The sequence below is a fragment of the Paenibacillus sp. sgz302191 genome (assembly GCF_057749925.1).
In genome coordinates this window covers 1-16788 of the sequence record NZ_JBYLHY010000036.1, presented here as the reverse complement: position 1 = coordinate 16788, position 16788 = coordinate 1, and the positions used below count along the sequence as shown (strand labels likewise).

Below are 16788 nucleotides of genomic sequence, written 5' to 3'. Positions count from 1 at the left end.
TCTTTCTTTGGAAAGGGGGCTGTTTTCGTATGCTTGAAGCCTTTATACTGAGAGTAACGACAATTTGGCGGGAGGAGCCTATGCGGGAGCGGAATTTCATTTGGCTGGACACGGAGGACACGGAAATTTTCGTATACGAATGGCTTCCAGAGGAAGAGTCCGGTGTTAAGGGCATCGTGCAGATCGTACACGGCATGTCGGAAACGGCAGGGCGCTACAAGCGGTTTGCCGAAGTTTTGGCAGCGCATGGTTACGCGGTTTTTGCCCATGATCAGATTGGCCATGGACGAACGGCCGGTTCGCCGGATCGGGTAGGCATTTTGGGGCAAAATAGCTTTCACAGGATGGCATGGCACACGGCGGGAATTACCGAATATGTGCGTTCCCGCTACGATAGCGATTCGCCGCTGTTCGTCATGGGACACAGCATGGGATCGTTTGTCGTGCAATTGTACATGGCAACCTACATGGCGGAGCATCCGAATCGGGTGCAAGGTGTTCTTTTGTCCGGATCGAACGGCAAACAAGGTCCGGTTCTCGAAGCGGGTCTGGCCATCGCAGCCGTTGAAGCCTGGCTTAGAGGGGACGATCATCGCAGCGGCATCATTCATGCGCTTACTTTTGGAGCGTATAACAAAAAATTTGCGCCTAACCGTACAGCGGCGGATTGGCTCAGCCGGGATCCGCTGGAAGTCGATGCTTACGTCGCCGATCCTTACTGCGGCGCCGTTTTTACAGCCGGGTTTTACCGGGATTTTTTCAAAGGGCTCAAAACCATTCATCAGCCGAAGCTGCTGGTCCAAATCCGCAAAGATTTGCCGATTTTTGTTTTTTCGGGGGATCGGGATCCGGTCGGCGATTGCGGCAAAGGGGTTCGGCGGCTGCTCGACATGTACCGCGAGCTCGGCTTGCGGCAGGTGACCGGCAGGCTGTATCCGGACGGACGCCACGAGATGTTGAACGAGATCAACCGGGATGAAGTGATGCGGGACATTGTGAAATGGCTGGATACTTATGCGCAATTGTAGGTGGCGGACGGACGCCATCTATTTTTTTGGTGAACGACAGATGGCCTACACCGTCAAAGAAGTTTTGCAAATGACCGGGATCAGCGTCCGCACGCTGCATTATTACGATGAGATCGGACTGCTCAAGCCCGCTCATTATGGTGAGAACGGTTATCGCTACTACGAGCAGGGGTGCGCAGCGAGAATAAACTCAGCGGGAACTGGAATAGGCTCTAACCCCTAGTTAGCCCCGGGCATTTCGCTCCAATTGGGCGCGAATGCCTTTGCGGTCGATCTGTATCCAGTACTCGACGATTTTGCCTTGGGTTACGCGGTAAACGGCGCTGGCGATTTCGACAACCGTCTTGCCCGTCGGCGCGAAGCCGTCGACTTCGCCGACATGGGTGCCCGTCTGCTTCCAGCGCACATAGACCCGGTCATCCTGGCAAAGCAATTCCTGGATTTGCAAATCGAACGGACCGTAGGCGGCCGCCATCTCCCGGACATGATCGGCGTAGTTGCCGGGAGTCCGCTGCACGGTTGTCTCCTGCTCAGCCGTCATTTGATGGGCGAGAACTTGGCCGGCCATCCATTGATGGGCGGTATCGGGGTTTTTGCCGGAACGGACTTGCTCAAAAAATTGCCGTACGACTTCTGTCAGGGACATGCGTTTCCTCCATCCTTTCCTCGCAATAAACTGAATGATATGTGTGTTCGTCTACTCTATTGTACAACGTTTTGAAGGAGGAGACGAATCGCTCGATGGACAAGGATACAATCCGTCAAGATTTCGACAAGCTGGCCGGCGTAGAGCAGGAGAAATGGAATCACAACTCGCACTATCACGGGTTTTTGGTGCAGTACACACCTCGCAATTGCGGGCACGCACTGGATATCGGCTGCGGAAAGGGTGAATTCACGCGTATTGTCGCTGAAAAATCGAAGCATGTTGCCGGTTTGGATTTATCCCCAGGCATGCTGGAAAGGGCGCGGAAACGCTCCGAATCGTATCCCCATATTACATACTTGAACGCCGATATTATGGAACTGCCGTTAGAGGAACGATCGCTCGATTTCATCGCTTCGCTTGCCGTTTTCCACCACCTGGATCTCGGCCTGCTGCTGCCCAAGCTGAAAAAAGCGCTTCGCCCGGGCGGCGTGCTCGCCATTTTGGATCTGTATGAGCAGAGCAGGTGGGAACAGCTCGCCAACCTGTGGGCCGCGCCGTACAGCCGATTGCATTTGTGGCGAAAAAAAGCGTGGCAGACGGAAGCCGAGAAGTTGGCCTGGCAAGAGCACGGCGCGAATGACGTGTACATGACTTCGCACGAGCTTAAAAAGCTGTACGATGCCCATCTGCCTTCCCATCGGTTCAAGCTTCACTTGTTTTGGCGCTATTCGGTCGTGTGGGTGAAAGAGTAAAAAAAATCAGCCTCGGCGATGCGGCGACGGATGAAATCGCTGCAAGACAGCTTTCAGATCGGTTGCGCGCTGCATCAACATCATCCAGTCCGCAAATGGCCTGTTGGATGATGTTTCATTCTACTTGATTAGCTATCTGGAATAATTTAACATAAAATTATTAAATTTATGAGAGGGGCCTAATTTATGGTTAATATTCGACCGGTTGAACTCCGCGATGTGGATACGATCTATAAGTTTAAGTTGGATGAAGAAGTGATGTTCTGGGCGGCAGGAGGGTTTGGCAATGCGATTCCTGCACGAGAGCAGTTAGTTGAAGAGGTCCGAAAACAGTCACCCCAAGATACGCAGCGCGCTTTTGTGATTGAGGTACAAGAGGATGCTCAAGAGGAGCCTATAGTAATTGGCCAGATTTCCTTCAACAATATGGACCGGTTAGCGCGAAGGGCAACAATTGGCATGCTGATTGGCGACCGCCACTTTTGGGGCAAAGGGTACGGGACGGCTGCATTGTCGGAATTTGTAAAGATTCTATTTGCGCGCTATAACCTAAACCGTATTGACATCGACACGTTTGCTGATAACAAACGGGCGATTCGGTGTTACGAAAAAGTAGGCTTCACTGTCGAGGGTGTACGGCGTAAAGCCTTGTGGACGATGAATGGCTTCCGGGATCAGGTGATCATGGGTCTTCTTCAGGAAGAGTGGCTAAGCAGAAATGGAAACACGTCGTATTACTTGTGATATTTTCGAAGTAACGGGCGCCTAATGTTTGGCGCAGTTGTGCTTTCCCGTTCGTGCCTACCCTATCGCGGTTATGCGGCTGCATGGCGGGCGTTCATGGGACGGTTTGCAAGCCAGGACAGGAGAAAACCTGCGAAAGTACAGTTTTTTCCTGCAGAAATGGTTCGTTTTGGTGAAAAGCCTGCGAAAGTGCAGGAATTTTCGTCAAAATGAACCTGAGTCCATCTGCGCGGCGAAAAAGCCTGCACAATTGCAGGAATTTTTCGTGGCTAGTGGATCAAGGGTGCAAATTCATGTATTTTTGCAGGTTTTCTTCGCACCGCCCGGCAGATCATGGCTATCGACTCGGGCGTGGGGAGCCGGGGGCCGTAAGGGGGTCGGCACCCGCCTACGGCAGCAGCGTGCGGAACTCCGCGGTCAGCAGCGGCACGACCTCGAACAGATCGCCGACGATGCCGTAGTCGGCGACTTTGAAGATCGGCGCCTCCGGGTCCTTGTTGATCGCGACGATGACGCGCGATCCGCTCATCCCCGCCAAATGCTGGATGGCGCCGCTGATGCCGCACGCGATGTAGAGGACCGGCGTCACGACCTTGCCGGTCTGGCCGATCTGCATCGCGTAATCGCAGTACCCCGCGTCGCACGCTCCGCGGGAAGCCCCGACAGCGCCGCCGAGGACGGCAGCCAGCTCTTCGAGCGGCTTGAAGCCATCGGCGCTGCGCACGCCCCGTCCGCCGGAGACGACGATTTTGGCTTCTGCCAAATCGATGGCGCCGGACGTTTTACGGACGACCTCCCTGACGACGGCGCGCAGGGAGGGAGCGGGATAGGCAACATCGATGACGGCGGCTTGACGCGAAGCGTCAGGCTCCGGGGCTGCGATGTTGTTCGGCCGGATCGTCACGATCCACGTTCCGTCCGGATCGGCAAACGCTTTCTTTTCGACGGCTTTGCCTGCGTAAAGCGGGCGGGTAAAGACGACGCCATCCGCGCCGCGCTCGATGGCGGTAACGTCCGAGAGCTGGCCGGCTTGCAGCTTCGCGGCCGCGAGCGGGGCCAAATCCCGGCCGACGGCCGTGTGGCCGAGGAAAACGGCTTTTGCCCCTGCGGTCCGTACGACCTCAAGCAGGGCGGCCAAATAAGCTTCCGGATTGTACGCGTCCAAATCCGGGTGCTCAACGGCGTAGACGGCATCGGCGCCGCAGGCCGCCAATTGCCCGGCATGCGCTTTGCTGCCGGGGCCGCCAATGAGCGCAGCCGCTATGCGGTCGTCCGCCTCCGCGGATAGCCGGGCCGCGCGCAGCGTTTCGAGCGATACTTGGCGAAGCTTGCCGCCGCGGGCTTCCGCAACAACGAGAAATGGTTGTGCCATGCAAACATCCTCCTTTGAGTTCCTGTTTTCAGATAACTTTGGACTCGTGGCGCAGAGCCAGCACCAATTCTGCGGCCTGCTGCGGAATGTCGCCTTGCAAAATCCGGCCCGCCTTGCGCTGCGGCGGGAGCGCGAGCCCGACGCGAACCGTACGGGCGGCGGTCCCGGCAGCGCCGATATCGTCAAGAGTGAGCTGCCGGAACGGCTTTTTCTTGGCTTTCATGATGCCGGGAAGAGAAGGGTAACGAGGTTCGTTCAAGCCCTGCTGAGCGGTGAAAAGGGCGGGGAGCGGGACTTCGATCACTTCGGTGTCGCCCTCGGCGTCGCGCTGCGCGACAGCGATGCCGCCGGCGATGTCCAGCTTCGTTACGGCCCCTGCATGCGGGAGGCCGAGCAGGGCGGCAAGCCGAACCGCCACCTGGCCGGAACCGTTGTCGACGGAAAAATTGCCGCCGAGAATCAGGTCGACAGGCTGCGTCTTCAAATAAGCGGCCAAAATTTCGGCAACTTCGTATTCATCCCCGCTAATGCGGCTGTCTGCAATCAGCACGGCCTCGTCCGCCCCCATCGCGAGCGCAGTCCGCAGCGCTTCCGCCGTCCGTTCGGGACCGACGGAGAGCAGAGTCACTTTGCCTCCGAGACCGTCGCGGATCCGTATCGCTTGCTCGACGGCATATTCGTCGTATGGGTTAATGACAAATTTAACGCCTTCCTCCACAATCGCTCCGCCTTCGACGGCGATTTTTTCCTCCGTATCGAACGTTTGCTTCAGCAGTACAAAAATGTCCATAGCCAAGCTCCTTTCCGAATATACATGTAGAGAGTGCTAGCTTTCGACGCCTTTCATGAAAAAATCGATCGTGCCCTTCACCTGCGCGGATAACCGGTACTTTTGCCCGGAGATGAGCCAGGAGGTGACGACTTCGTCCATCGCTCCGAACAGGAGGAGCCTGACGAGCTTGACGTCCAGATCGGCGCGGAAGCTGCCGTCTTGCTTGCCTTTTTCCAGTATATTTTCGATCAGAACAATATATGGCTTGACGGCGGTGCCGATTTCTTTGCGCAGCTCCAGGTCGCTTTGCCGCAGCTCAATTTGGGTAACGTAGGCGAGCGGGAGATTGGCTTCCAACTCCGAAAAGTGGATCTCGCACACTTTGTACAGCGCTTCTTTGGCGCTCATGCGCTCGTCGAGTCCGCTGTTGAACTTTTCAACAAGCTCGCCGAGCTTTTCCCGGAACAAGCCGGTCAAAATATCCTCCTTGCGCTTGAAGTACAAATAGATGGTGCCGTCCGCAACGCCAGCTTCTTTGGCTATCCGCGATACTTGCGAACGGTGGAAGCCGTGTTCCGCAAAAACCCGGAGGGCGCCTTCGAGAATCGCGTAATATTTATCAGGCTTTTTGCCGCTTGTCAATCGGATCACCCCGGTGCAGAATACAAATATTTCTGAATGAATACTCATTCATTTGGTGATTTCATCATAAAATAAGGCTGACCCCCTGTCAATGAATGGTTTACGGAAAACGCAGCAAGCCGGAGCTCACGCACAGGTCGCAGCATCTATGAAGCATTGTTCACGTATGGTTGCCATAGCGGGTGAATGTTGCTTTTTTGCGTTGTCCGATGCTGTGTTTTGAAGAAAGTTGGTTTCCGGGAGGGTGATCGATGTGAACGGTACGTTCGTTCAGTTTGCGCTGTTTGTTGCGGTGGCCGGATATGCGGTTTATTTGTTCGGCTTGGCTGTATATCGCCGCTATTTGTACATTCGTCTCGGAAAGCCGGTGAATTTGAACAGGGAGGTGAAGGAGCGGCTGCGCGAATTCGCGGTCCAGGTATTCGGGCAGACGAAGCTGCTGAAAGACCGCCGGAGCGGGGTGATGCACATCATCATTTTTTACGGCTTTCTTATTTTGCAGCTGGGGGCGCTGGACCTGATTGTGAAAGGGCTGATCGGAAAAGGGCTGCCGATTCCCGGGTACGCATGGTTCGGTTTCGTTCAGGAGTTGACGGCGGCGCTCATCGTGCTGGCTATCGGCTATGCGGCTTACAGGCGTTACGTCGAAAAGCTGCAGCGGCTCAAAAGGGGCTGGAAACCGAGCGCAGTACTGTTTTTTATCTTCTTTTTGATGCTGTCGGTGCTCTTCACGATGGGCTTCGAACGGCTGAGGGAAGGATTGGAACCCTCTGCGCTCGCGCCGATTTCGTCGCTCCTTGCGGGCGTTTTCGGCGGGATGTCCCGATCTGCGGCAGCGGCGGCTTTTTATGCGGGCTGGTGGGTTCATTTGCTGATTTTTTTGTCTTTTCTGGTTTATGTGCCCCAGTCCAAACATTTCCATATGATAACGGCGCCGGTCAACATTTTGCTGCGCCGCACCGGACCGGCGGGGAAGCTCAGCACGCTCGATCTGGAAGATGAGCAAGCGGAATCGTTCGGCGCCGGGAAGGTCGAAGATTTTACGCAAAAGCAGCTGCTTGATTTGTACGCCTGCGTGGAGTGCGGCCGCTGCACGAGCGTCTGTCCGGCTCATACGACGGGCAAAATGCTGTCGCCGATGCATCTGATCACCAAGCTGCGCGATCATTTAACGGTAAAAGGCGCAGCGGTCACCTCCAAATCGCCGTGGGTTCCGGCGTTCGCTTTTGCCGGGGGCGGCGATCCGAACCCGCTTGCGACCGAGCTGATCGGCGGCGTCATCACGGAGGAGGAGCTGTGGGCCTGCACGACATGCCGCAATTGCGAGGACCAATGCCCGGTCGGCAACGAGCACGTGGACAAAATCGTCGATATGCGCAGGCATCTCGTCCTTACGCAGGGCAGCATGCCGCACGATGGCCAGCGCGCTTTGCTTAATATCGAGAGGCAGGGCAATCCATGGGGCATCAGCAGGAGCGACCGGGCCAAGTGGGTGAAGGAGACCGACCCGGACGGCGAGCTTCGCATCCGCACGGTCAAAGAGAACCCGGATTTCGAATACTTGCTCTTCGTGGGCTCGATGGGTTCGTACGACAACCGCAGCCGCAAGGTGATCCGCGCTTTCGTCAGGCTGATGAACGAAGCAGGCGTTTCCTTCGCGATTTTGGACAGCGAGGAGAAAAACTCCGGCGACACGCCGCGCAGAATGGGCAATGAATTTTTGTTTCAGCAGCTGTGCGCCGACAATATCGCGGTTTTTCAAAAATACAATGTGACGAAAATCGTCACGGCCTGCCCGCACACGTATCATACGTTTAAAAACGAGTATCCGGACTTCGGTCTGCAGGCGGAAGTTTACCACCACACGGAGCTGCTTGCCTTATGGGTAAAAGAGGGACGGCTGCGGCCCCGCCACGAGGTGCGGGAGCGAATTGTGTATCACGATTCCTGCTATCTCGGACGCTATAACGAAGTGTACGAGGAACCGCGCAGCGTGCTTGGAGCGATCCCCGGCGTCCGGCTTGTCGAGCAGCCGCGCTCGCGCGCAAACAGCATGTGCTGCGGCGCCGGCGGCGGCATGATGTGGATGGAGGAGAGCGCAGGCACGCGCGTCAATCTGGCGCGAATCGAGCAACTGCTGGCCGTAAATCCGACGGTGATCGGTTCGGCGTGCCCGTACTGTTTGACGATGATGGAAGACGGAACGAAGCTGAAGGAGATCGAAGAACGGGTACAAACGCGCGATATTGCAGAAATTTTGGAAATGTCCGTATTCGGAACGGCATAAAATCATTGTGATGAGCATTCGGCTTTATGCCAAGCGCTGCAAGCGAGGCCGAAGCACAACGCCCAGGAGGTTATCCGCTATGACCAAAATCCGCACAGCCGCAGTTATCGGTTCCGGAGTGATGGGCTCCGGTATCGCCGCTCATTTAGCCAATGTCGGCATCCCCGTACTGCTGCTTGATGTCGTGCCCGCAAGCCTGCTCCCCGAGGAAGAGGCGGCAGGACTTGCGCCGGACGATCCCAAAGTAAGAAACCGGCTCGCTCTGAACGCCGTTGAAAAGCTGAAAAAGACGAACCCGGCCCCGCTTTTCAGCGAAGCGTTTGCCGCAAAAATTACGCCGGGCAATATCGAAGACGATTTGCCAAAGCTCGGCGCTGTGGATTGGATTATCGAAGCGGTCGTGGAAAGCTTGCCCATCAAGCAGCAGCTGCTCGGCCGTATCGAAGCGGTGTGGACGCCGGGGACGATCGTGAGCTCCAATACGTCCGGCATTTCCATTCGCGAAATGGCCGAACACTGCAGCGACGCGTTTAAAAAGCATTTTTTGGGCACGCATTTTTTCAATCCGCCACGCTATATGAAGCTGCTCGAAATCATTCCGGGCGAGCGCACCGACCCGGCGATCGTGGCATTCATGGCGGCATTCGGCGAAAAGAAACTGGGCAAAGGCGTCGTGCAGGCGAAAGATACGCCGAATTTTATTGCCAACCGGATCGGCACGTACGGACTGCTGGTCACACTGCGCGAAATGCTGAGCAAAGGCTATTCCGTGGAAGAAGTCGATGCGGTGAGCGGTCCCGCCATGGGCCGGCCGAAAAGCGCGTCGCTGAGGACGCTCGATCTGGTCGGGCTCGACACTTTTGTCCATGTGGCGGACAATGTGTTCCGGCATGCGGCTGACGCGGAGGAAAAAGAGGTGTTTGGCACCCCCGAAGCGATTCGCGGAATGGTCGCCAAAGGCTGGCTCGGAGAGAAGCGGGGGCAAGGCTTTTATAAAAAAGTGGCCGGCGACGGGGGCAAGGAGATTTTGGCGTTGAACCTGCAGACGATGGAATACGCTCCCAGCCGCAAAATAAGCTCGCCCTCGCTGGAAGCGGCGAAGCAGGCCAAAGGGGCCGAGGCCAAATTGCAAGCGCTGCTAAACGGGAAGGACCGGTATTCCGAGTTGGCATGGCGGCTGCTGAAGCCGGTGCTGCTGTACTCGGCGGAGAAGCTGGACGAAATCGCCGATTCGATTGCTGAGGTGGATCGGGCGCTCAAATGGGGCTTTAATTGGGAGCTAGGCCCTTTTGAAACGTGGGACGCCATCGGGCTGGCGAGTTCCGTAGAGCGTATGGAATCGGAAGGAGACGCGGTTCCGGCTTGGGTAAAGGACTGGATTGCGGCAGGACATGACAGTTTTTACCAAAACCGCAGCGGAGGCACTTTTTATTACTGGCACAACGAGTACCGGGGCCTGGAGACGAGGCCGGAAAACATTTCGCTGCAAGCGCTCAAGCGGCAAAACAAAACGGTCCGCTCGAACAGCGGAGCGAGCTTGATCGACATCGGGGACGGCGTCGCATGTCTCGAGTTCCATTCGCCGAACAATGCGATCGGCGCGGACATTTTGTCGATGATTTCGCAGAGCGTAGACGAAGTGCGCCGCAACTGGCGCGGTCTGGTCATCGCGAACGAAGGCAAACATTTTTGCGTCGGGGCCAACCTCATGCTGCTTCTGATGGAGGCCCAGGATGAAGAGTGGGATGAAGTGGACGGCATTATCCGCTTGTTTCAAAACACGATGACGAAGCTCAAAGGGCTTGAAAAGCCTGTAGTGGCGGCGCCTCATAGCATGACGCTCGGCGGCGGCGTGGAGGTGTGCCTGCCGGCCGATCAGATCGTCTTCTCCGCGGAGACGTATTTCGGGCTCGTCGAAACGGGCGTCGGCCTTATCCCGGCAGGCGGCGGCTGCAAAGAGATGGCGCTGTGCATCAGCCGGCTGACCGACAATCCGGAGGTCGACCTGCAGCCGTTCGTCAATAGCGTGTTTGAGACGATCGCGATGGCCAAAGTGTCGGCGAGCGGGCACGACGTGCGGCGAATCGGCTATTTGCGGCCTCAAGATACGGTCGTCGTCAACGCCGATCACCGGATTTACGAAGCGAAGCAGGCGGTGCTCCGCATGGAGCAGGCCGGCTACGAGCCGCAGCGGCCGGAGCCGATCCGTGTCGTCGGCGAGAACGGCAGCGCCGTCCTGCAAGTTGCCGTGAGCAGCATGCGTCAGGGCGGATACATCAGCGAGCACGACCAATTGATCGCGGGCAAGCTAGCCCATGTGCTGACAGGCGGCCACGTGCCGGCCGGGACGGCGGTCAGCGAGCAGTACATGCTCGATTTGGAACGCGAGGCGTTCCTCAGCCTCTGCGGCGAACCGAAGACGCAGCAGCGCATGCAGTATATGCTCGCCAAAGGCAAGCCGCTGCGCAATTGAAGCTATGGATTCCTATTCCTATCAAGCTGTGAGGTGAAGCCGATGAAGGAAGCAGTTATCGTATCGATCACGCGCACGGCGGTCGGCCGCGCGAAGAAAGGCAGTCTGGCCCAGACGCGGGCGGAAGATCTCGGCAAAGCCGTGCTGGAGGAAGCCGTCCGGCGGGCGCCGGGGCTCGCCAAAGAGGACGTCGAAGACGTCATCATCGGGTGCGCGATGCCCGAAGGCGAGCAGGGGCTGAACTTCGCCCGCGCGATGTCGCTGTACGCGGGCTTTCCCGTGACCGTGCCGGCGATCACGGTCAACCGGTTTTGCGCCTCCGGGCTGCAGGCGATCGCCTATGCGGCGGAGCGCATTATGCTGGGCCATGCGGAGGCGATCGTCGCCGGAGGCGTTGAGAGCATGAGCCACGTCCCGATGACGGGCTTCAAGCTCTCGCCGCATCCGCGGCTTGCGACCGACATGCCCGAGGTGTATATGGGCATGGGTCATACGGCCGAAGCGGTCGCCAGCCGCTTCGGCATCTCCCGCGAAGACCAGGACCGCTTCGCGGTGCGCAGCCACCAGCGGGCCGCCGCCGCCGTGCAGGCGGGCCGCTTCAAAGACGAGATCGTGCCGGTGGGCACGATCGTCAAAGGCATCGACGAACGCGGGCGGGCGTTCGAGCGGAAGTTCGTGTTCGATACGGACGAAGGCGTCCGGCCGAACACGTCGATGGAAGGCCTCGCGAAGCTTAGGCCTGCGTTCAGCCTTGCCGGCACCGTGACGGCCGGCAATGCGTCACAGACGTCGGACGGCGCAGCCGCCGCCGTGCTGATGAGCCGCGAGCGGGCCGAAGCGCTCGGCCTGGAGCCGCTGGCGACGTTTCGCGCGTTCGCCCTCTCGGGCGTCGAGCCGGAAGTGATGGGCATCGGCCCGGTCGAGGCCATTCCGAAAGCGCTGCGCATGGCCGGTCTGACGCAAGACCAAGTAAGCCTGTATGAAATCAATGAGGCGTTCGCTTCCCAATGCGTGCACATTATCCGCGAGCTGGATTTGGATGAGGAGCGGGTCAATGTGAACGGCGGGGCGATCGCGCTCGGCCATCCGCTCGGCTGCACCGGGGCGAAGCTGGCGGCGAGCCTGATCTATGAGCTGCGGCGCCGGGGAGGCGGTTTTGGCGTCGTATCGATGTGCATCGGCGGCGGGATGGGAGCCGCCGGCGTGTTTGAAGTTCATCCGGCCAAGGAAGCGGCCGGCAGCTGAGGAGGGAGACGGCATGGAAAACAAAGTGGTCGGCGGCAGTTTCATCATTGCGGACACGGATTTCCGCAGCATCGTGACGCCGGAGGATTTTACGGAAGAACACCGCATGATTGCGGAGACGACGAGCGATTTTGTCGACGGGGAAGTGCTGCCGCACGACGAGCAGCTGGAAAAGCTGGACTACGAGCTTACCGTCCGGCTCATGCGCAAAGCGGGCGATCTGGGGCTGCTGGGCGCGGATGTGCCGGAAGTGTACGGCGGCCTGGGGCTGGATAAAGTCAGCACGACCGCGATCACCGAAAACCTGGCCCGCGCTTCTTCCTTCGCTTTGTCGATCGGAGCGCACGTCGGAATCGGCACGCTGCCGATCGTCTTCTTCGGCACGCCGGAGCAGAAGCGGAAATATTTGCCCGGGCTTGCGACAGGGGCGTTAATCGCCGCTTATTGTTTGACGGAGCCGGCTTCAGGCTCCGACGCGCTCGGCGCCAAAACGACGGCCCGCCTGTCCGCGGACGGCAAGCATTACATGTTGAACGGTTCGAAGCTGTATATTACGAATGCGGGTTTTGCTGATATTTTTATCGTCTACGCCAAAATCAACGGAACGGATTTCAGCGCCTTTATCGTGGAAAAAGGTCTTCCGGGCTTCACGCTGGGGCCGGAGGAGAAAAAAATGGGCATCAAAGGCTCCTCGACGCGCCCGCTGTTTTTCGAGGATGTTCACGTTCCCGTGGAAAACCTGCTCGGTGAAGCCGGCCGGGGCCATGTGATCGCCTTCAACATTTTGAACATCGGCCGGTTCAAGCTGGCCGCAGGCTGTCTTGGCGCGGCCAAGGAAACGATCCGCTTGTCCAGCCGCTACGCCAATACGCGCGAGCAGTTCGGCACGCCGATTTCGCGCTTCCCGCTGATCGCGGGCAAATTGGCCGAAATGAATATTCAAACCTATGCGATGGAAAGTATGGTATATAGAACGGCAGGACTGTTCGACGGCTTGCTGGGGGATATGGATTTGGCGAGCGGGGATGCGGGCAAGCAATCCGCCAAAGCAATCGCCGAATACGCGCTGGAATGTTCGATCAACAAGGTGTTCGCGTCCGAAGCGCTGGACCGAATCGCCGACGAAGGGGTGCAAATTCACGGAGGCTGCGGCTACATCCAGGAGTACAACATTGAGCGTATTTATCGGGATTCGCGGATTAACCGGATTTTTGAAGGTACGAACGAAATCAACCGCCTGCTCATTCCCGGCACGCTCATCAAAAAAGCGATGAAAGGCGAGCTGCCGCTGCTGCAAAAAGCGCAGGCACTGCAAGCCGAGCTGCTTTCGCTCGTGCCCGGTCAATCGTTCGAAGGGACGCTTGCGGAAGAGGCGCATCTCGTTTCGGCGGCGAAAAACATATTTTTGATGACGGGGGCTTTGGCCGTGCAAAAGTACGGGCCGGCGCTGGAGCAGCAGCAGGAAGTGCTCGGCGGTTTGGCCGATATGATGATTCAAATTTTTGCTGCCGAAAGCGTGCTGCTGCGCACCCGCAAGCTGATCGACCGGGCGGGGGAAGAGAAGGCGGAGCATGCGGTCCGGATGACGGCCGTGTTTGTGCACGATGCGTTTGGCACGGTGGAGAGCTTGGCGAGAACGTGTTTGAGCGCGATGGAGGAAGGCGATATGCTGCGTACGCAGCTGTCGATTCTGAAAAAGCTGTCCCGCCGCTCCCCGGTCAATACCGTAAGCTTGAAGCGCGAAATCGCAGCGCGTGTCGTACAAGGGGAGAAATATATCGTATAGTCGCCCTTTAATTGCGAAGACAGGCAAGCTCCACTCCAGGAAGCTGAAGGGGATGGTTTTGTATGAATTCCGCAAAGCCTTGGCTGCGCCATTATCCCGGCGAAGTGGCGCCGACGTACGACTACCCGAAGCATAATCTTGCGCTCTTTCTTGTTGAATCAGCCAGGAAATTTCCGGCTCGCCCGGCGCTTTATTTTATGGGGAAGACGCTGAATTACGAAGAAGTTCAGGAGTCTTCCTTCCGTTTTGCCGGCTCTTTGCAGTGTCTGGGCATCGGCAGGGGCGACCGCGTCGCCATCATGCTGCCGAATTGTCCGTCGGCGGTTATCGCCTATTTCGGCATCCTGATGCTCGGCGCGGTCGTCGTCCAGACGAATCCGCTGTATAAGGAACGCGAGCTGGCTTACCAGCTTTCCGATTCCGGCGCGGTTGCGATCGTTACGCTGGACCTGCTTTTCGAGCGTGTGCACAAAATCAAGGAAAAGACCGCTCTCAAGCACGTGATCGTCACATCGATCAAAGATTATTTGCCTTTTCCGAAAAGCGCGCTGTACCCGGTCAAAGTGCGAAAGGACGGCATCCGGCTGCGCATTCCTTACGGCAAGGGCGTGTACAGCTACAAAAAGCTGCTGCGCGCCTCCCGGCCCGATCCGATTTGCGCGGAGGTCGATGCGGTGGACGATCTGGCCCTGCTGCAGTATACGGGCGGGACGACAGGCGTATCCAAAGGGGTTATGCTGACGCATTTCAATCTGATTGCGAATACGTATCAGAGCCGGAACTGGTGCTTCCGGATCAAGGACGGAGAGGAACGCTTTTTGGGGGCTTTGCCCTGTTTTCACGTATTTGGGCTCACGGTGCTGCTCAACCAGTCCGCGCTTACGGCCGGCATGCTGATCCTGATACCCAAGTTTGAAGCGGAGCCGATTTTGAGCGCTATTTCGCAGTTGAAGCCGACTATTTTCCCGGGAGCGCCGACGATGTACATCGCCTTGATTAACCATCCGCGGATTCGGGAGTACGATTTGTCGTCCGTTAATGTATGCATCAGCGGTTCCGCGCCGCTGCCGCTTGAGGTGCAGGAGCGGTTTGAGGATCTAACGGGCGGCAGACTGATCGAAGGCTACGGACTTACCGAGGCTTCCCCGGTGACCCATGCCAACCCCCTGTGGGGCTACCGCAAAATCGGCACGATCGGCGTTCCGTTTCCCGATACGGACGTGAAAGTCGTCGATTCCGCCACGGGCGCAGAATTGCCTTATGGGCAAATCGGCGAACTTATCGTAAAAGGGCCGCAGGTGATGAAAGGCTACTGGGGACGCCCGCAAGAAACGGAAACAGCGCTGATTGACGGCTGGCTGTACACGGGAGATATGGCGACGATGGATGAGGACGGGTATTTTGCGATTGTCGACCGGAAAAAGGATATGATCATCGCAGGAGGCTACAATATATATCCGCGGGAAATCGAAGAAGTGCTTTACGAGCACCCGGCCATACTGGAAGCCGCGGTTGCAGGGATTCCCGACGCTTACCGGGGAGAAACGGTGAAAGCGTTCGTAGTCGTAAAAGCAGGAATGAAGCTCGATGAGCGAGAATTGGAAACGTGGTGCCGCGAGCGGCTGGCTGCCTACAAGGTGCCGCGAAAAGTAGAGTTTCGCCAGTCGCTGCCGAAAACGATGGTCGGCAAAGTGCTGCGCCGCCAGCTGCTGGAGGAAGAGCGGGAAGCCAAATAAAGAGAGCGGCGGATACGGAAAAGAGCGGAGGGAGGGAGCTGCATGGATCAAAATCAAGAATTACAGCGAATGGCGGAGCTCGCCGAGCCGACGTTCTGGGGCTACCTTGGCTGCGAGTTTGTCGGCATGGACGAAGGTAAGGTGACGATAGCCATCGATGCCAAGGCGCATCATCTAAACCCGATCGGCATCGTACACGGAGGCGTGCTTTCCTCGCTGCTTGACAATGCGATGGGCATCGCCGCGATGGCGCAGCGGCCGCAGGAAAAAGTGGTGACGACGAATTTGAATGTAACGTTCGTGTCGCCGCTCCATGCCGGGCGGCTGCTCGTTACGGCGGAGGTCGTCCACCAGTCCCGCAAAATGATAACCGCGCAAGGCCGGGTTACGGATGCCGACGGGAATTTGGGAACGATCGGCATCGGCTCGTTTCGCGTCACATCCAAGTGAGGCGGGTGAAAGAGGCGCGTCAGATTGCTGAAATGCCTCGCGCCCGCTCGTGTGATACCGGCTTAGCCAATGTAGAAAACCTTGCAATGCGGCGCTTTCGAAAAACTCGCTGACCGGGCTATCACCGACTGCTCAGCGGTCGGAAAACTTGCGAAAGTACATTCTTTTGCTTCACGGTGCGCTTGTTTCGAACGATTGGTCGACCGACCGACTACATGCAGCAGGGCACCGCGTGCTGGGAGCTGCGCGCGGTGCCCTGTTGTGGAGAAACCCTCACGCCAGAGACGGTCGTACAATCTGCCCGGTTGCGCGAAGAAAACCTGCAAAAGTACAGTTTTTGCCCGATGGAAACGCTGACCACGACAAATTCCTGCAATTGTGCAGGCTTTTCACCGCGAACATGGGCTCAGACTCATTTTCACCGAAAATTCCTGCACTATCGCAGGCTTTTCACCAAAATGAACCGTTTTTACAGAAAAAACCTGCACTTTGGCAGGTTTTTTCACTGCCAAGCCGCCTAGTCCCCTCCCGCTTCAGCCCCGCAACCCGGGCAGGAGGAGGGACGGCCCGCTTCAGCCCCGCTACTCGTGAAGGAAGAGACGTGGCTCACTTCAACACCGCAACCTGTGCAGGAAGAGTCGTGGGCCTATTTCAGCACTGCAACTCATGAAGGAGAGGTTTCGTACCGCTCACAGCTACCAGCGTGCGATATTGCGTTGCATGAAGATGACAATAGGTAAGGCTCACCCTCGGCATATTCCGTTAGGGTTGCCTTTTCCCTTGTCTCACACCGTACGTGCCACTTTCGCGGCATACGGCGTTCCATCTTTACGTAACGATACTTATTATCAG

13 protein-coding genes and 1 pseudogene are annotated in these 16788 nt (G+C 57.4%); 10 read left to right on the top strand and 4 right to left on the bottom strand.

Going from position 1 to position 16788, the window contains the following annotated elements; genetic code table 11:
• The first annotated feature begins 29 nt into the window (after positions 1 to 29).
• Complete coding sequence (locus AC3G2T_RS33060; RefSeq protein ID WP_488438157.1) at positions 30 to 1028, top strand: alpha/beta fold hydrolase; 999 nt, start codon at positions 30 to 32, stop codon at positions 1026 to 1028.
• Between the two features lie 40 nt (positions 1029 to 1068).
• Positions 1069 to 1197: pseudogene (locus AC3G2T_RS33055) on the top strand (MerR family DNA-binding transcriptional regulator); the annotation flags it as partial.
• Between the two features lie 54 nt (positions 1198 to 1251).
• Here the strand turns inward: AC3G2T_RS33055 and AC3G2T_RS33050 are convergent.
• The gene (locus AC3G2T_RS33050; RefSeq protein ID WP_488438156.1) at positions 1252 to 1674 is read right to left on the bottom strand and encodes an ester cyclase; all 423 of its coding nucleotides are present in this window, start codon (positions 1672 to 1674) and stop codon (positions 1252 to 1254) included.
• A 95-nt stretch (positions 1675 to 1769) separates the two neighbouring features.
• Between AC3G2T_RS33050 and AC3G2T_RS33045 the strand changes: the two genes are divergently transcribed.
• Complete coding sequence (locus tag AC3G2T_RS33045; protein ID WP_488438155.1) at positions 1770 to 2429, top strand: class I SAM-dependent methyltransferase; 660 nt, start codon at positions 1770 to 1772, stop codon at positions 2427 to 2429.
• 186 nt (positions 2430 to 2615) lie between these two features.
• Positions 2616 to 3173, top strand: coding sequence for a GNAT family N-acetyltransferase (locus tag AC3G2T_RS33040; protein ID WP_488438154.1), 558 nt, complete (start codon positions 2616 to 2618; stop codon positions 3171 to 3173).
• Between the two features lie 388 nt (positions 3174 to 3561).
• Here AC3G2T_RS33040 and AC3G2T_RS33035 read toward each other — a convergent pair whose 3' ends face one another.
• Genes AC3G2T_RS33035 through fadR form a run of 3 tightly spaced genes read right to left on the bottom strand, consistent with a single transcriptional unit; the run spans position 3562 to position 6007 of the window.
• The gene (locus AC3G2T_RS33035) at positions 3562 to 4545 is read right to left on the bottom strand and encodes an electron transfer flavoprotein subunit alpha/FixB family protein (RefSeq protein WP_488438153.1); all 984 of its coding nucleotides are present in this window, start codon (positions 4543 to 4545) and stop codon (positions 3562 to 3564) included.
• Positions 4546 to 4573: 28 nt separating this feature from the next.
• The gene (locus AC3G2T_RS33030) at positions 4574 to 5335 is read right to left on the bottom strand and encodes an electron transfer flavoprotein subunit beta/FixA family protein (protein ID WP_488438152.1); all 762 of its coding nucleotides are present in this window, start codon (positions 5333 to 5335) and stop codon (positions 4574 to 4576) included.
• A gap of 36 nt (positions 5336 to 5371) precedes the next feature.
• Positions 5372 to 6007, bottom strand: coding sequence for a fatty acid metabolism transcriptional regulator FadR (fadR, locus tag AC3G2T_RS33025; protein WP_488438151.1), 636 nt, complete (start codon positions 6005 to 6007; stop codon positions 5372 to 5374).
• 205 nt (positions 6008 to 6212) lie between these two features.
• Here fadR and AC3G2T_RS33020 point away from each other — a divergent pair, with 205 nt between their 5' ends.
• The 6 genes from AC3G2T_RS33020 (at position 6213) to AC3G2T_RS32995 (ending at position 15936) form a co-directional block, all read left to right on the top strand.
• On the top strand, positions 6213 to 8246 hold the full coding sequence (locus AC3G2T_RS33020) for a heterodisulfide reductase-related iron-sulfur binding cluster (RefSeq protein WP_488438150.1): 2034 nt from the start codon (positions 6213 to 6215) through the stop codon (positions 8244 to 8246).
• A 79-nt stretch (positions 8247 to 8325) separates the two neighbouring features.
• On the top strand, positions 8326 to 10719 hold the full coding sequence (locus AC3G2T_RS33015; RefSeq protein WP_488438149.1) for a 3-hydroxyacyl-CoA dehydrogenase/enoyl-CoA hydratase family protein: 2394 nt from the start codon (positions 8326 to 8328) through the stop codon (positions 10717 to 10719).
• Between the two features lie 42 nt (positions 10720 to 10761).
• On the top strand, positions 10762 to 11964 hold the full coding sequence (locus AC3G2T_RS33010) for an acetyl-CoA C-acyltransferase (RefSeq protein WP_488438148.1): 1203 nt from the start codon (positions 10762 to 10764) through the stop codon (positions 11962 to 11964).
• Between the two features lie 13 nt (positions 11965 to 11977).
• On the top strand, positions 11978 to 13750 hold the full coding sequence (locus tag AC3G2T_RS33005) for an acyl-CoA dehydrogenase family protein (RefSeq protein ID WP_488438147.1): 1773 nt from the start codon (positions 11978 to 11980) through the stop codon (positions 13748 to 13750).
• 62 nt (positions 13751 to 13812) lie between these two features.
• Positions 13813 to 15486, top strand: coding sequence for a long-chain-fatty-acid--CoA ligase (locus AC3G2T_RS33000; protein WP_488438146.1), 1674 nt, complete (start codon positions 13813 to 13815; stop codon positions 15484 to 15486).
• 42 nt (positions 15487 to 15528) lie between these two features.
• Complete coding sequence (locus AC3G2T_RS32995) at positions 15529 to 15936, top strand: PaaI family thioesterase (protein WP_474687139.1); 408 nt, start codon at positions 15529 to 15531, stop codon at positions 15934 to 15936.
• The last annotated feature ends 852 nt before the right edge of the window (positions 15937 to 16788 follow it).

Bases quoted from the DNA above. Each gene is read 5' to 3' on its own strand.
- AC3G2T_RS33015 (WP_488438149.1), top strand. From the start codon at position 8,326: ATGACCAAAATCCGCACAGCCGCAGTTATCGGTTCCGGAGTGATGGGC.
- AC3G2T_RS33000 (WP_488438146.1), top strand. From the start codon at position 13,813: ATGAATTCCGCAAAGCCTTGGCTGCGCCATTATCCCGGCGAAGTGGCG.
- AC3G2T_RS33050 (WP_488438156.1), bottom strand. From the start codon at position 1,674: ATGTCCCTGACAGAAGTCGTACGGCAATTTTTTGAGCAAGTCCGTTCC.
- AC3G2T_RS33005 (WP_488438147.1), top strand. From the start codon at position 11,978: ATGGAAAACAAAGTGGTCGGCGGCAGTTTCATCATTGCGGACACGGAT.
- AC3G2T_RS32995 (WP_474687139.1), top strand. From the start codon at position 15,529: ATGGATCAAAATCAAGAATTACAGCGAATGGCGGAGCTCGCCGAGCCG.
- AC3G2T_RS33030 (WP_488438152.1), bottom strand. From the start codon at position 5,335: ATGGACATTTTTGTACTGCTGAAGCAAACGTTCGATACGGAGGAAAAA.
- AC3G2T_RS33060 (WP_488438157.1), top strand. From the start codon at position 30: ATGCTTGAAGCCTTTATACTGAGAGTAACGACAATTTGGCGGGAGGAG.
- AC3G2T_RS33035 (WP_488438153.1), bottom strand. From the start codon at position 4,545: ATGGCACAACCATTTCTCGTTGTTGCGGAAGCCCGCGGCGGCAAGCTT.
- fadR (WP_488438151.1), bottom strand. From the start codon at position 6,007: ATGAGTATTCATTCAGAAATATTTGTATTCTGCACCGGGGTGATCCGA.
- AC3G2T_RS33040 (WP_488438154.1), top strand. From the start codon at position 2,616: ATGGTTAATATTCGACCGGTTGAACTCCGCGATGTGGATACGATCTAT.
- AC3G2T_RS33045 (WP_488438155.1), top strand. From the start codon at position 1,770: ATGGACAAGGATACAATCCGTCAAGATTTCGACAAGCTGGCCGGCGTA.
- AC3G2T_RS33010 (WP_488438148.1), top strand. From the start codon at position 10,762: ATGAAGGAAGCAGTTATCGTATCGATCACGCGCACGGCGGTCGGCCGC.